At 45.6% G+C, this 14,756-nt stretch carries 16 protein-coding genes, 1 tRNA gene and 1 pseudogene; 13 read left to right on the forward strand and 5 right to left on the reverse strand.

What is annotated here, in order from left to right; translation table 11 throughout:
- Nucleotides 1-309: 309 nt before the first annotated feature.
- The 3 genes and pseudogenes from IC007_RS06485 to IC007_RS06495 all read left to right on the forward strand — a co-directional run bounded on the left by IC007_RS06485 (nt 310) and on the right by IC007_RS06495 (nt 1,378).
- A tRNA-Asp gene (locus IC007_RS06485) sits at nt 310-382 on the forward strand.
- Nucleotides 383-577: 195 nt separating this feature from the next.
- Nucleotides 578-947 (forward strand): annotated as a pseudogene (locus tag IC007_RS14190) (PaREP1 family protein).
- A gap of 89 nt (nt 948-1,036) precedes the next feature.
- A complete protein-coding gene (locus IC007_RS06495) occupies nt 1,037-1,378 on the forward strand; it encodes a hypothetical protein (protein ID WP_054845149.1) in 342 nt (113 codons plus the stop codon).
- On the opposite strand, the gene IC007_RS06500 is transcribed toward IC007_RS06495, so the two are convergent.
- On the reverse strand, nt 1,375-2,607 hold the full coding sequence (locus IC007_RS06500; protein ID WP_149528919.1) for an amidohydrolase family protein: 1,233 nt from the start codon (nt 2,605-2,607) through the stop codon (nt 1,375-1,377). The two genes, IC007_RS06495 and IC007_RS06500, sit on opposite strands and share 4 nt — an antisense overlap.
- A gap of 56 nt (nt 2,608-2,663) precedes the next feature.
- On the opposite strand from IC007_RS06500, the gene IC007_RS06505 reads away from it, so the two are divergent.
- From IC007_RS06505 to IC007_RS06520, 4 genes are read left to right on the forward strand one after another with little or no spacing between them, the layout of a single operon-like run.
- Entirely contained in the window at nt 2,664-3,710 is a 1,047-nt protein-coding gene (locus tag IC007_RS06505; protein WP_149528518.1) for an ABC transporter substrate-binding protein, read from the forward strand.
- Nucleotides 3,688-4,674, forward strand: coding sequence for a FecCD family ABC transporter permease (locus IC007_RS06510; RefSeq protein ID WP_149528519.1), 987 nt, complete (start codon nt 3,688-3,690; stop codon nt 4,672-4,674). Before IC007_RS06505 ends, IC007_RS06510 begins: the two co-directional genes overlap by 23 nt.
- The gene (locus IC007_RS06515) at nt 4,664-5,347 is read left to right on the forward strand and encodes an ABC transporter ATP-binding protein (RefSeq protein WP_054845145.1); all 684 of its coding nucleotides are present in this window, start codon (nt 4,664-4,666) and stop codon (nt 5,345-5,347) included. The genes IC007_RS06510 and IC007_RS06515 overlap by 11 nt, the downstream gene beginning before the upstream one ends.
- Entirely contained in the window at nt 5,344-6,039 is a 696-nt protein-coding gene (locus IC007_RS06520; RefSeq protein ID WP_149528520.1) for a DUF3834 domain-containing protein, read from the forward strand. Before IC007_RS06515 ends, IC007_RS06520 begins: the two co-directional genes overlap by 4 nt.
- Nucleotides 6,040-6,247: 208 nt before the next feature.
- Here the strand turns inward: IC007_RS06520 and tatC are convergent, their stop codons facing one another.
- The 4 genes from tatC to IC007_RS06540 all read right to left on the reverse strand — a co-directional run bounded on the left by tatC (nt 6,248) and on the right by IC007_RS06540 (nt 8,490).
- Nucleotides 6,248-7,120, reverse strand: coding sequence for a twin-arginine translocase subunit TatC (gene tatC / locus IC007_RS06525; RefSeq protein WP_054845142.1), 873 nt, complete (start codon nt 7,118-7,120; stop codon nt 6,248-6,250).
- Nucleotides 7,101-7,376: a twin-arginine translocase TatA/TatE family subunit gene (locus IC007_RS06530; RefSeq protein ID WP_054845141.1), complete on the reverse strand. Its 276-nt coding sequence runs from the start codon at nt 7,374-7,376 to the stop codon at nt 7,101-7,103. The genes tatC and IC007_RS06530 overlap by 20 nt, the downstream gene beginning before the upstream one ends.
- Before the next feature lie 81 nt (nt 7,377-7,457).
- Complete coding sequence (locus tag IC007_RS06535; protein ID WP_054845140.1) at nt 7,458-7,745, reverse strand: twin-arginine translocase TatA/TatE family subunit; 288 nt, start codon at nt 7,743-7,745, stop codon at nt 7,458-7,460.
- 112 nt (nt 7,746-7,857) lie between these two features.
- Complete coding sequence (locus IC007_RS06540; RefSeq protein WP_162302121.1) at nt 7,858-8,490, reverse strand: HAD family hydrolase; 633 nt, start codon at nt 8,488-8,490, stop codon at nt 7,858-7,860.
- A gap of 266 nt (nt 8,491-8,756) precedes the next feature.
- Between IC007_RS06540 and IC007_RS06545 the strand changes: the two genes are divergently transcribed.
- The 6 genes from IC007_RS06545 to IC007_RS06570 all read left to right on the forward strand — a co-directional run bounded on the left by IC007_RS06545 (nt 8,757) and on the right by IC007_RS06570 (nt 14,755).
- On the forward strand, nt 8,757-10,148 hold the full coding sequence (locus IC007_RS06545; protein ID WP_054845139.1) for an MFS transporter: 1,392 nt from the start codon (nt 8,757-8,759) through the stop codon (nt 10,146-10,148).
- Complete coding sequence (locus tag IC007_RS06550) at nt 10,148-11,674, forward strand: M61 family metallopeptidase (RefSeq protein WP_054845138.1); 1,527 nt, start codon at nt 10,148-10,150, stop codon at nt 11,672-11,674. The genes IC007_RS06545 and IC007_RS06550 overlap by 1 nt, the downstream gene beginning before the upstream one ends.
- Nucleotides 11,674-13,107, forward strand: a complete 1,434-nt coding sequence (locus tag IC007_RS06555; protein WP_054845137.1) for a tRNA uridine(34) 5-carboxymethylaminomethyl modification radical SAM/GNAT enzyme Elp3 — start codon at nt 11,674-11,676, stop codon at nt 13,105-13,107. Before IC007_RS06550 ends, IC007_RS06555 begins: the two co-directional genes overlap by 1 nt.
- A 125-nt stretch (nt 13,108-13,232) precedes the next feature.
- Nucleotides 13,233-13,544, forward strand: coding sequence for a 4Fe-4S dicluster domain-containing protein (locus IC007_RS06560; protein ID WP_149528522.1), 312 nt, complete (start codon nt 13,233-13,235; stop codon nt 13,542-13,544).
- Nucleotides 13,528-14,097, forward strand: coding sequence for a class I SAM-dependent methyltransferase (locus IC007_RS06565; protein ID WP_149528523.1), 570 nt, complete (start codon nt 13,528-13,530; stop codon nt 14,095-14,097). The genes IC007_RS06560 and IC007_RS06565 overlap by 17 nt, the downstream gene beginning before the upstream one ends.
- A gap of 76 nt (nt 14,098-14,173) precedes the next feature.
- Nucleotides 14,174-14,755 (forward strand): alpha/beta hydrolase family protein, encoded by a 582-nt coding sequence (locus IC007_RS06570; protein WP_054845136.1) that lies wholly within the window; start codon nt 14,174-14,176, stop codon nt 14,753-14,755.
- Nucleotide 14,756 lies beyond the last annotated feature (1 nt).

Below are 14,756 nucleotides of genomic sequence, written 5' to 3' on the forward strand. Positions count from 1 at the left end.
CTCTAACCTTTAACCTTTTCTTTCTTGGATTTTGTAATCTTAACCTTTTTGAATACCTAGTCAGGCCTTAAAGGTCAAGCTAAACCTTACAGCTAAATTTGAGTTCATAATCATGTAGAGTGAACCCACGGCAATGTTGCTCCATTAAAGTCTGATAAAATATAATTTCAGTTTCCCCAAATTCGTCTTATCCTCTCACGTCACCAAACACGTAGTTTTCATATCAGGGGAGTCATAGAACTAACATCAGCCATATCTTATACTCTTCGTTAGATTTATATATAGAAGAGGAAAATGATAATTTGAGTTGCCGTGGTAGTCTAGTGGCCTAGGATGGGGGCCTGTCGAGCCCCTGACCCGGGTTCAAATCCCGGCCGCGGCGCCTTTCTTTCCTTAAATGGAAGATAGTTTGGTTATTATGATCATTAGATTATATCTACACCTAATTAAATCATCATTTTAAAAAAAAACAAAAACACACATGGCTAACTCTCTTCTTCCCCCTGAACGAATTATTGATGAGTTTTTATGGTTACGTATCGAAAAGCTTAATGGTAATTTTTCCCCAATACGAATCATGGATATTAACATAGATATTAACATAAGTACGGAGGTTTACTATGACGAAGTTGAGGAGCTCTTAGACAAGGGTGATCTTGTTCAGACCCGTGAGAAGTACTACAAAGCGGCTGAGGATTTAATCAAGCTTTTAGCTATCCAGAATAATTTAAAAAATATTATAGGAACTGTTGAAAAGAGGGAAGATAGGAGAGCGAAGATTTGTTTAAAGCGTCCAAGTTACTGAGGTCTAATGACGCTAAGATACTCAAGTTTTGGGCAATTGCATGAGTTCTTCACGTTGATAGGTTCCATGAGATGGGCTTAAGTGAGAAGGAAGTGAACTAAAGGAGGACGTAAAAAGGCTGATTTCTATCGTAGATATCTGATGAAATTTTTTTAATATTTATAGTAATTCAAGAAGCCGTTCGAATCGTCATCCCTTAGAGAATTATAACCGGTCTACCTACTTTACCGCATGACGTCTGAACTGGAGAGGAAAATAGCTTACTGGAGGTGTCAAAACAAACCCGTGATTTTCATAGCGAAGACCTTGAAAATACCTTGCGACGACGTGAGGAAGGTATTGTTCTCGTGGAAAAAGAGGACTCAAGGATATCTTGATTCACTTGAAGCTAAAACCGTCCTCTTGAACCCTGACATCAGGGGTTTACTCCATTCAACTGACCTTACTTCTGATTACGCGGTGAAGTTGTTATCTAACGAGAACGTGGTAAATTACATGGTGCTCAACAGGAACGAGAAACACAACAGATACATGGACTGTTTGAGGTACCACATACTACTGGTGCAGGGCTAAGGCCTTCTTCTCACCTTCTCCCACCCGTTTACGTTAACCATATTCCCATCCCTAGCTACCACTCTCCCATCTCTGATCACATACCTAGGGGGTTCCATGAACCTGAGGACGTCCTCAACGTTGTCAACTCCCATGACCAGCAGGTTAGCTGGTTTCCCTTCTTCCAAACCGTACTGGAGCCTCCATGCCCTTGCTGCATTGTAAGTTATCAGGTTCAAGCTACGCTTTATCTCCTCGATGCTCATTTGATCCATGTGAACAGCCATGAAGAGGGGCTGGAGCATGTTCCCATTCCCTAGTGGATACCAAGGGTCTATCATGCAGTCCTGTCCTAATGCTACGTTGACTCCCATGGAAGTCATGAGCCTTATAGGCGCTACGCCTCTCCTCTTGGGATAACCGTCCATCCTTCCCTGCAACATCACGTTTATGAGGGGATTCGGAACTACGGTCACTCCGGCCTTAGCTACCATTGACAGGAGCTTCCTGGTGTAGTTCTGATCCCAGCTGTGCATTGCAGTGACATGACCAGCAGTTACCCTCCCCTCCCAACCGTTAGTCAAGGTGTTCTTCACTACGACTTCAAGGAACCTCGAGTTCGGGTCGTCGGTCTCGTCCACGTGGCCGTCCACGTCCTTGCCCATTTCCCTCGCTAAGGAGAACGCGAACTCCACCGAGCGTACTCCGTCCTCTCTGGTGAGCTCTGCATGAGGTATCATCCCGACGTTGTCTACGCCCTCTTCCATGGCCCTTCTTAGGTATTCGTCGTTTCCCCTGTCTGTGAATATTCCGTCCTGTGGGAAAGCCGTGAGCTGGAGGTCAACAACCCCTCTGAACTTGTCCCTTACCCTCTTCAGGCCCCTCACCAACTTGAACGACTTCTCAGTTACGTCCACGTGAGACCTGACCCATAATGTGCCGTAAGCTAGCATCAGCTTCAGCGCTACACTAGCCCTCTCCTCAACTTCCTGTTCGCTTAGTTTCCCCTTGATTTCCCTCCACCTCTCTATTCCTTCCCAGAGTGTACCGCTCATGTTCTCGTTGCCTGAAAACACGCTGTCCAAGTGGAAATGCATGTTAAAGAAGGGAGGAATCACAAGACCTCCTTCAGCGTCAATACTTTCATTGTCCCCCTCACAACTCTCCTTTAGACAAGTTATCCTTCCATCCTCTATTCCCACCTCTACCTTTCTACCGTCCAAGAGCCTGGCGTTTTTTACCTTCATGATGGAAAGCACGATTTCGCGAAAAAATCTTTTATAGATGGACAGGCTATCCAACCTCCATGGACTACAGAGTTGTTGCGGGGATAGCGTTGCTCGTGGTAGGGATAGGGTTCACTCTCGGTGCTTTCGAACTTTCCTCTTCCCATGTCGAGATAGGAAGCAAGTCTCAGGGGAGCTATTATCCCTTGACTGTGGTGGACGGGCTGGGTCAGACCATCACGGTGAGCTCGTATCCTTCTAGAATAGTGAGCGTTGCTCCCAGCGACACCCAAATCCTGGTCTCCCTTGGATTGGGTAAGAACATAGTCGGAGTAGACTTCTACTCCGCTGAGCTTTTAGAAGAACTGAACGAGAGCTCTCAGATCCAGAACGCCCACGTCATAACTGGGGTTTATCCACTGAATGTGACGGGAATAGTGGTCTTAAACCCTTCCATCGTGGTAGCTGACGCGGGACTTGAGGGATCGTATTATAACCAAATGAAGGACGCTAACCTGACTGTCTTCTACACGCACGGAGATCTGGACGTGAACTTCCATGAGATAGAGAACGACGTCATGATGACTGCCACGGTGTTCGACAGAGTGAATGAAGGAAATCAACTGGTATCGTGGATGAACCAAAAGATAGGGGAATTCTCTTCCTCGAGTGACATTGGAAGCGTTGCCTATGTACTTTGGATCTGCCCTGATTTCTCTTTCTATACAGTAGGAGGAAACACGTTCATATCCAACGTTATGGCTCACGCAGGAGGGACTAACGTGTTCTCCTCTCAGAGCGGTTATCCTCTAGATCATGTGTCCCAGTTGATAGAGAGCGACCCTGACGTGGTAGTTTTCACAGAAATGTACAACGTAAGCTACACCGAGAGCTTAATTCACGAAATGGAGCAGGAATATCCCGCCCTACATAATGTGACGGCGTTCAAGGAAGGTAGAATTTACATCTTGGATCAAGGACTTCCTGTCTCGATCATGAACGAACCTGCACCGCTCTCAGTGTACGGCATATCGATCGTTCACGAGATAATGGAAGACAAAGCCCCCCATGTGATAAACCAGTCTTGGGTCGAGGATGATCTGAATGTATCATTACCGATATTTTGAGGTGGTAGTCCTCCTCTCCTTGTTGGACGTAGTTTCGTTCTTCCTTTCACTTGTGTTCGGCGCAGTCTACATACCTCCTTCTCTCTTTTCCTCTCATCCGTACTCCTTCATTGTCTACTCCATAAGGTTCCCCACGGCGATCTCTACAGCGTCAATAGGGGCTGACTTGTCCCTCACCGGGCTTATACTCCAAATGATCCTGAGGAACCCGGTCATGGACCCTTACGTTACCGGCACGGCTTCAGGAGCGGGTTTCGGAGCCGTCTTGACTTACGCCCTCTTAGCTTTCAATTTTCCCCTATTTCTGGTCCAAGGGATTTCGCCTTTCCTTGCCTTCATCTTCTCCATGGTAGCTACAGCTATGACGCTGGTAATAGGAAGGAAAGGAGATACGTACTCCCTTGTAATTGGGGGAGTGGTAGTCTCGTATTTCTTCTCTGCGCTGATCATATTATCTGAGTCAGTCATTTCAAGGATCACACCAGAGGTTCCTCCCCTGCTCTTCTTTCTCTTCGGCGAAATAGACGACGTGAGCTGGACCGAGACCGCCATTCTCTTCAATGTTACCTTGGCGCTCGGGTACCTTTGCTACATCATCGGTAGAAAAATAGATGTCCTGTCTCTGAGCGACGAAATATCTTTTAGCAAGAGTATAAACCCCGGAAGATACAGACTCCTGATCATAGTCCTTGTGAGTGCTGTGGTCAGCGTCGACGTGTCAGTAGGAGGAATAATAGGTTTCCTGGGAATAATAAGCCCGCACATAATGAGGGGTGTTCTAGGAGGGAGATCCACGGTGAGCATGGTGGTTCCAGTCTCATTGCTGGGCAGTTCTGTTCTCTTGCTCTCTAACGTGATATCCAGAGGTGCCCTAGGGTTCACACTTCCCTTGACTGCGGTCACTTCCCTCATTGCTGTACCCGTGATAACCTCAATCTTGAGGCGACACCCGAATGTTGATTAAAGGACTGTCAACTCAAATCCACGGAAAAGTTATCCTGAGTGATGTTACAGTGAACTTCATGAAAGGGCTCAACGTGATTCTCGGACCCAACGGGTCTGGCAAGACGACGCTTTTACGTACCATCATAGGAATGATAGATCCAGTCATGGGAGAGATCACCCTCGACGAAGGAGAGATCGGCTATTCCCCGGCTGAGTTTTTCCCTGCTCCAATGAGGGTCATCGACGTCATGAGGTCGGGAACCAGTGTGAGAGATTCAATTTATCTATCTTACCTTCAGGAGTTAGGTATGGACGAGTACAGAGAGAGGGAGTTCTCCACTCTCAGCTCTGGAGAGAAGAGGATGGTCCTCGTTGCTAAAGCTCTAGCTGAGGGAAACTCAGTCCTGATGGATGAGCCTCTCTCGAACTTGGACGCTAGGAACTACGTTAGGCTAGTGAAAGCTATGAGGAAGTTCTCCAAGACCAAGACTATTATAGTTACCTCCCATGACGTTGAACTCGCGACTGTAGCAGACCATGTAGTCCTCATGAAGAATGGGATGGTCTTCAAGGAGGGTGACCCGTCATCTGCTTTGACTGAGGAAACTCTGTCGACGCTGTACGACGTGAAAATGAGGAGAGTCAAGGTAGGTGAAAGAATAATATTCGTCAAGGATATCTCTAATATATGAAAATATCAGCTCCTTTCGCAGGACCAATATCCTTTCCTTTACTCGTCGCTAGAGACAGGGGATTGCTCAGGGGGTACGAACTATCTAACTCTTGTCAAGACAACAAGCTCGGTGAGGTAGTGCTAGACTCAATCACCAACATCTGGAGGATCGAAGACGAATACGAAGTGAGGTCAGGCGTATTCATAAAGATGTACTCGATGATAGGAAGGAAGGAGTCCAACGTGGTTTATACTGTGAGGAAGGGTACGTTAGCTGACTACAACGCTAGGCTTTACGCCTTACAACACGGGAAGGAAGTAGTGAACTTAACGCCTAATGAGGTAGTTAAAAAGGCTGAGGAGGGCTTCATGGGGATAGTAGGAAACGAGGTGAAAGTAGGAGAATCCCTGGAGGAAGAGTTCATGAGAGAAGGAATTTTAGCTCCGTCCTGTTTGATGGCGTTCAAGACAGACGACCCAGACGTGTTGAGGATTTACGATGACGGAATAAGGATAATAAACGAAGAACCTATTCTAGCCTCTTCGATAATATCAAGGGAGTCTGGTTATTATGACGAGGAGACAATGAGGAGGATAATCTCGCTTTATCACCATAGAAGAACCGAGGACAGGAATGAGCTGATGAAAGCTATCTCGATCTACTCCAAAGTTGAGCAGAACGTGAGCAAAATAAAGGTGGGTAACACATAAGATTTCCATAGAAATGCGGTAGAGAAAAGGTAGGAGAGGACAAAAAGAGGTAGAAATCATTTTTGCATAAATTGTGAAAATATATGTAAGAAATTTTTTATCTTGATTGATTTTATTTCACAGGTTGATAACATAAGTGAGGTATGAGTTCCCTGCCAGGAGAGCTTGACAAAAATAACTATATAACTTTTTTCCTTTCAGGGTCTTATCATTCTTCTCTTCTCTGAGTGTTCTCTAACTTTCTCATCTCTTTCTGGATCTTGTTTCTCTGCCTGCTCTCTATGAAGTAGGCTCCAGAGATTCCAACTACATATAGACTTGAAAGTATTATACCTATGATAGTCTCAACTACTCCTCCAGTAGTACCAGGAGATATTATCCACGCGATTATGAAAGAACCCAGTATTCCCCATCTCCAGTTCTTCTTCCACGTAGAAGCCTTGACTGCACCTATATAGGTCAGAACGTCCATTACTAGAGGAAACTCGAATGCTATACCTGTCACGAAAAGCATTGTCATGATTATGTTCACGAATGCTCTAAGTCCTAACGTAGGGGCTACCGCACCTCCGAACTGATTAACGTAAAGGATTATGAACTTCAGCATGAACGGAATTATAACTAAATACGCGAATGAAGCTCCTGCGCCGAAGAGCAGGAATGCAGGCAAGAGGAACCATTTTATCACTTTCTTCTCTCTTTCGTATAGACCAGGGGAAACGAAAGCCCAGATTTCCCTCACTATTATGGGCATTGCAAAGAATGTGGCCAAGAAAAGGGATATGTAAATCGACGAAAATATGGGATCGAAGGGATTTATTACAAGTAACTTTATGCTTTTAGGAAGTTCGTCGTAAATGAAGAGCCTCGTCATCTGTACGGAGAGGCTATCGAAAATGTCAGGATAAAGGACGGGAAACGTGTATCCGTTCCAAGTTACCTCCCTTATCCCGAAGGCGAAAAATATAGAGAAAGCAACAACTAAAGAGACTGCTATTCTCCTTATGCGATACATTAATTCCCTAAGGTGGTCTAAAAGGGGAGTTTCCTTCTGCTTTTCCTCAGGCTTTGTTGTCGCCATTCTTTAACCTCTCGAGCTCGTTCTGAAGCTCTCTTATTTTCTTCTCCAGCTCCTCAACGCTGGAGGGCTGGGGGTCATCTTGCAAGGACTCATCTATTTCCCTCTTTAACTCATCCGAGAATTGCCTCTGCACGTTCTTCATCTCGTTTATGGTCTTCCCGACGTCTTTAGCTACCTTATGGGGGTTCTTTAACCCTCCTAACAGAAGTATCCCTACTATTACCACTACCAACATATCATCTAGGTTTCCTAGCAAACATCTCACCCCAATTTTTATTTCAAGAAAATATAAAATTTGCTTTTAAATCATATTATTTGTATTCATTTTCTGCGATTCTCACTGTTTCTGGTTCTTCTTCAGCTGATCTAACTGGTCTTGTAATTGCTTTATTTGCTTCTCTAAATCTTCCTTAGAAGGATCAGTCTGTACGTTGTAACCGTTTTGCTTTGCTTGCTTAGCTATCTCTTCTGCTTCTATCTCGGATTCCAACTTACCCTTCTTGAATTCCCCTGCAGCTTTACCTAGAGACCTGAAGAACTCGGGGATCTTGGTAGAGCCGAACAGAACAAGAGCTGCCACTACTGCTATTATGAGAAGATTTGTTGGTGCAAATGCATCGAACATAATCACACCTTTAAATAAGGGTACTCGCGAAACTTAATAAGTTTTCACTCATTAGTTATGAAAAACTAGAGTAAATGATGTTAAAATAAAATTATCAACTAATAAAGTTTATTTAAATACCTTTCGAAACATGAAGTAATTGACAAAGTGAGGATATTTCAGTGAACTTGAGCCCTTTTAAGGATGAAGGGTCTACGGGGACTTCTCCTTTTAAGAGGTAGGAAGTGGAAAGCCCTGCAGCGTTGTAAGCTAAAATATCATAGCTAGTGTCGCCTACTCCTATGCTTAGATCAGGGCTCACACCTAGACTCTTCAGGGCCTTGATAACTGGTTCTGGATGAGGCTTCCCTTTCTCCACATCGTCATTAGTGACCAAGAAGTGTGGGGAAATACTTATGATGTCAAGTACTTTCTCTGCCGATACTCTCTTGGAAGAAGTCACCACTGAAACCTTTGTGCCTGAACGCTTAAAGCCCTCCACGACTTCTCTTGCGCACTCCGTCGGTTTAGCTTCTTCCTTAACCAAGGTGTTATATACATCTGTCTTAATGGAAGCGAGGGTCTCCGCTTTATCTTCTCCTACTAGTATCTTAGCTATATCAAGAGTTTTCCTTCCCAGTAAAACAGTTATGTCAAAAGAAGGTTTTTCACCCATTTCCTTCAATGCGATCTCCCATGCTTTCTTGTGAAGCATCGCTGTGTTGGCTAATGTTCCATCTAAGTCGAAGATCACTGCTTCGATCATTCTAGGTGATATAAAACTCCTATATTTAAAAATGCGTAGGTCCAGCAGGACGTAATAGAAACGTATTGCGTAAAATTGCATCTCGATTTCCCCATGAAGTTTTCCACGAAGATCCACTCATAGATTAGACGACCAAGGCGAAGTATTTTGTAATTCACTCGAAAATCAAGGAAACTAAGTCTCTCTGCTTATCTTGATATCATCCCGCCTGATGAAATAGTAAGTTAAAACTCAATTTTATAAAATGTAAGTATATACTAAACACCATGTTCGATGACTTCGACAGCAGGGGAATTGGAAGGTTTCAAGTGAAGAGCGTCTTAGTTAGCGGAGCTGGAGTTCTAGCTGACGGATATAACCTCTATTCAGTGTCGATAACCGCTTTCCTTATTCAGAGGTACCTCGACCTTTCCTCTGTGGAGCTGGGCGCGGTCATAGCGGGGACCTACTATGGTGCAGTAGTGGGAGCTTTACTACTAGGCTTCCTCTCCGACAAAATAGGGAGGAAAGCATTGTATGGAATAGACGTCACCATAATGACCGTGGGTGAAATCCTGCAGTTCTTCGTAGGCAACTTTCAAGAGCTATTCCTGACCAGACTTCTCATAGGGCTCGGTGTGGGAGCGGACTACGTGTTATCTCCGATAATAGTGTCGGAGAACTCCAACTCCAAGGACAGGGGGAAGCTGATGGTAATTACCTTCGCCTTCATGTGGGGAATAGGAGCTGTCCTATCAGCTTTCTCTTATCAAGTACTTTCAGACGTGGGGTTGACTAGTTCCCTTGTGTGGAGATTAGTTCTGTCCTTAGGAGCGATACCCACAGCTGCGGTCATCCTCTCTAGGAGGAAAATTACGGAGACGCTCAGGTTTGCATCTAGAGTGAAGCCTGACGAGAAAGAGTTAAACAAGATCATGAAGGAAACGAAGGTGAAGGTTGAGCCCATCCCGGACGAGAGGAGCTCTTCGTTCTGGTTCAAGAAGAGCTTCCTACTGATATTCCTTTCCTCCATGCTTTGGCTCCTCTACGATATGTATTCCTCAACTTTCAGCTTATACGGGCCGATAACTATAGCGTCCAACCTCGGCTTGTCTCCAATAGATTTCGTCTATGCTGCGCAGTTCCTTGCAGGCATACCGGGACAGATCCTTTGCATATTTTTAATAGATAAGATAGGCAGGACTAGAATGATAACTATAGGATACGCCGGAGTAGCATTGTGGCTGGGAATGTATTCTTTGCTGTTGTCCCGTCCCTCAATTTTCGGGTTAGGCGCCGTGGGGAAGAGCTTAACGGGAGAAGCTGCACTCCTGGGCTTCTCGTTCTACCTTTTGAACTATCTGTTCTCAGCTATGGGACCTGCATCAATAATAGGATCTGCGATGCTGACTCCGGAACTCGTCCCCACGAAAATAAGAGGGAGGGCCCAATCTATCTCGGTCTCTGTGGACAGACTAGCGTCTGCCCTGAGCATAACCAGCTTTCCCTTGTTGCTCTCAAGCTTCGGGTTGGGAGCGCTTGTTGGGGTATACTCTCTTATAGCCTTAGGGTCTTCCCTTGTGGCACTGAAGTTGATACCCGAAGCTAAGGGAAGGTCGTTAGAGGAGGTCAGTGGAGAGGACGAAACTATTAAGAGCAGAGAGAAGCATCTCTCATAATGTATTTCAAAGTAACCCCTGCTCACAGATACGTCAAGGTCGAAGCTAACGGAAGGGAGGGAGAGGTCACTTTTCCCACTTGGCTACCCGGTTCTTACGTAATCAGGGAAATGGAGAGAAACATTGTCTTCATAGATGGTATAAGAATTTCAAAAAATAAGTTTTGGGTTAGAGAAAATTTCAGTTATAAAGTTTACACCATGAGCTGGGACCAAAGGGAAGCAATCTCGACTGGAAATTACATGTTCTTGAATGGACCTGCTGTGTTTCCTTTCCAGAGCTTTGACGAGAGATATTGTATTGAACTTAACTTGCCCGAGGGATGGAAGGCCAACACTACCTTGAGGAAAGAAGGGGAGAGGACTCTCTGTGCTCGGGATTATCATGAGTTGGCCGACTCCAGCATCCAAGCTTCTCCTGACTTGAAGGAATACAAGATAGACGAATTACATAAGATATCTACGGTTGACGTCTTAGACGAGGAGTTCCTGAACAAGTTGAGGCTGGTTGTGAGCAAGGAAGACGAAGTATTCAGTGCCGTGGACCCATTACTCTCTTCAAGGGAATATATATTCTACTTTAGGTTCTCCAGCAACCCTAGAGGTGGAATAGAGCATTCAAATTCATCCGCGATAACCTCTTCATGGAACAGCGAGCTAACGTCTTTGGTGGAGGTCTTCGCACACGAGTACTTCCACAGGTTGAACGTGAAGTACTTGAAGCCCAAGGATTTGAAGCTCAACTATGAGATGGAGACTTATACCGAACTTCTCTGGTTCGCTGAGGGAGTGACGGACTACATGGCTTATAAGTTGTCTTGGAAGTCGGGAGGGATAAAGTTACAGGACTTCCTCAAGAGGATCGCTGAGTCCCTCCAGAAGCTTACTTTCCGTGGAGGAATGATGAGTCTGGCCGAGTCCTCAATGACAGCATGGATAAAGTACTACAGGAGGGACGAAAACTACCTCAACTCCGCCGTGTCTTATTACGACGGAGGGCTGATCCTCGGCTTGATATTGGACCTCTCCTTGTTCAGGAAAGGGTTAAGAATAGAGGACCAATTCAGAAAGATACCTAGAGAGTACACACTATACGACCTGCAAGAGGCCTTCTCTGAGGCTGAAGTAGACTTGGAAGTCAGCAGACTCCCCTCCAGAGAGATGCTGAAGTTAGTGAGGAATTTCATTGATGTGGATACCCCTGACAGGGACAGACCTTATCTTGGGATCTCATTGGACGGAGACGTAGTGTCCTTCGTGGAGGACGACTCTCCAGCAGACCAAGCCGGGGTCTGCCCCAGGGACAAAGTGTTGAGTGTTAACGGCAGACCTGCCGAAGCTATCTTGAAGGAGATAGAGAAAGGAAAGCAAGTTCACCTTCTCTTATCAAGGGACGGCAGGCTACAGGAAATTGGGGTTGTGGTTGGCAAAAGCCCAGGACACGGGATAAGGATTTCGGGCAAGGACGTGTCCACAAAGTGGGCGGGAGAAGAGTTCAAGTTCGAGGTTCCCTCAAGGGTGATCTAATGAAAGTTTCTGACAACCATAGAATAAGGAAGCTATCCAGATTGATGTCAGGAGTCACTATAGTCTCCATAATGACACAACCACACAGATGCCCCCACGGTAAATGCGTTTTCTGTCCGGGAGGAGTTGACGTGGGATCGCCCCAGAGCTATTACGGGAGAGAACCGACGCTTATGAGGGCAATTGAGAACGATTATCACCCCTTCCTTCAGGTCAGCTCTAGACTATCGCAGTACGTTTATTTAGGTCACGTCCCGAGCAAGATAGAGCTAGTGATCATGGGAGGGACTTTCCTCTCCACCGACATAGACTACCAGGAGTGGTTCGTGTCTCAGGCACTCGAAGCCATGAACAGATTTCCCTCCAAGGATAAGCCGGGGTTCGTTTACTTGGAGGAAGCCCAGGAGAGAAACGAGACGTCCCAGGTCAGATGCGTGGGGATCACGGTGGAGACCAAGCCTGACTGGGGGAAAGAACCTCAGGCTGACATGGCACTCCGTTTGGGAGCTACAAAGGTAGAGCTAGGAGTTCAAACTATTTACGACGATTTACTGAAGAGAAGCAACAGGGGGCACACAGTCAAGGACTCAATAGAGTCCACCAAAATACTCAAGGACTCTGGGTTTAAGGTGGTGTATCACGTGATGTTGGGTCTTCCAGGATCTGACCCTGACAGGGACCTAGAGTCTTTCAAGACCATGATGGAAGATGAGGACTTCATGCCTGACATGCTGAAGATATACCCTACCCTAGTTGTGGAGAGTGCGCCTCTAGTTGAAACGTGGAAAAAGGGAAATTACAAGCCTTATGACACAGAAACCCTCATCGACTTGATCTCGGAAATGTATAGATATATACCTCCTTGGGTCAGAGTAATGAGAGTACAGAGGGACATACCAGCTAACATAATACTGGACGGCAACAGGAAGGGAAACCTGAGGGAGCTGGTGGAGAGTGAAGCTGAGAGAAAAGGCATAAAGATATCTGAAATAAGATATAGGGAAGCCGGAATCTCCTGGATACACGGAAGAGGATATCCGGAAGAGCCTAAGCTCGTTACTAGAAGGTATCAAGCTAGCGGAGGAACTGATGTATTCATTTCAATGGAAGACCAGAGGGGAATTCTGATAGGATACCTCAGGTTGAGGATACCTCACTCTTCGCACAGGAGGGAGATAGACGATCACACGTCAATAGTCAGGGAATTACACGTTTACGGAGCTGAGGTTCCAATCAACGGAGGACCCCTCGTGGGGGAAGTCTCCTTTCAACATAAGGGATTCGGGTCCCTCCTCCTGAAAGAGGCTGAGAAAACCTCCCTCGAGTACGACAGGACAAAGGTAGCTGTCCTTTCCGGTATAGGCGCTAGGGAGTACTACAGGAAACAAGGATATTCCCGTGAAGGACCTTACATGGTGAGGAGAATATCCTGATCACGAGAACTAGTGGTCTCAATGACGAAAACGAAATTCCTTTATATAAAATTCAGAATCTCAGAAGAGTTATTTCACATTAATCTTAAATATAGAACTCACAAAAGAGATTTGGGTTATCCTAAATGGGAATAGATCCGAACTACAGGACTCTTCCTGTGGCTAAGGAGGAGCAGGGTGTCAAGATCTATGGGACCTATGAGCCTCCGACTAAACTCGGCATATGGGGAACAATAGTAGGCGTTGACTTCGATCTTTGCATTGCAGACGGCTCATGTATAAATGCCTGCCCAGTTAACGTGTTCCAGTGGTTAGACACACCCGGCCATCCAGCATCAGAGAAGAAGGCGTTCCCTGTAAACGAACAAGCCTGCATATTCTGTATGGCATGTGTAAACGTATGTCCAGTGGCGGCAATTGATGTTAAGCCCCCATGATAGCTGGGAGATCAAGAGAAAGCTAATGCTGGCCTACGACAAGATAAAATATAGAAGAAAACCTTTTTATAGGATTCTAGATTTTTCGCCTTCTCCCCCGCTTCTAGACGTGGGCTGTGGAGGGGGACAGAACTGCTCAATTCTCACTGGTTACAAGGTATGCCTCGACATTTCATTGAACCAACTTAAGGAGGCCAAGAACAAGGGCTGTGAGGAGTTAGTAAACGCGGACATGGAGTTCCTACCTTTCAGAGACAGTTATTTCATGACGTTACTTTTCATAGCTTCATTACATCATCTGGAGGATCCGTCCCTGGCTTTAGCTGAGGCTAAAAGGGTCCTATGTAAGGAAGGAAAAGTGATAGCTACAGTGTGGGGGTCGACCTTGAATACTAACTTCGTAAAGTCGTCCTCTGCAGGGGACAGATACTTCAGGCTTTATGGCCGTGGGGAATTGAGAAAAGAGATGGAGAATGCAGGCTTCCTCACGGTTCATGATGAGGACTTCTTCAGGCTCTCAGACATGAACGAACTCTATGTGGGAAAAGCATAGAGGAGACTTTTGAAAGATAAGCTATCAGAACTATAAGCCGTTTTTAATTTAAGAAGGAGAGACTCTAAGTTACTTAATGAGATGTTTAGTTCTTCACGGTAAAAATTCTTCTCCCGAGAAGATCAAATGGCTCACTGACCCAATATCTAAGTTTGCTGAGGTAGAATCCCCTTTCGTGGACATGGAGGTAAGCGAAATAGTTGAAAAGTTCAGGCATGAAAATTACGAATGTTTTGCGGGACATTCAAGAGGCGGAACTGCAGCTCTCATTTTAGGGTCTATAAGGCCATCCGTGGTCATAGCTGTCTCTTCGCCTACTGACAGGAAACTGCAGTTAGATCACTTATCTAAGTTCCCAGACGATACACCTCAGTCTTCCCTATACAAGGACCTTTCTAAGGTTAGAGACCTAGACTCTTCCTCTCCCATCAATTACGTTGAAGGGCTAAAGAACAGCAGTATCCTCCTCATATACGGGGACTCAGATCAAATAGTCCCCAGGAGACACGGAGAAGTCTTGTGCGAGAAGCTAGCTAACTGCAGGTTAGAGATAGTGAAGGGGATGAAACACTCCCCCATGGGACAACAGATAGGCCAAATAAACAGAATCATATCGGAGTTCCTTAAGTATTACGTAAATTCCCGCAGAATCACTTAAT

The organism is Sulfuracidifex tepidarius, from assembly GCF_008326425.1.
GTDB classification, from domain to species: Archaea; Thermoproteota; Thermoprotei_A; order Sulfolobales; family Sulfolobaceae; genus Sulfuracidifex; species Sulfuracidifex tepidarius.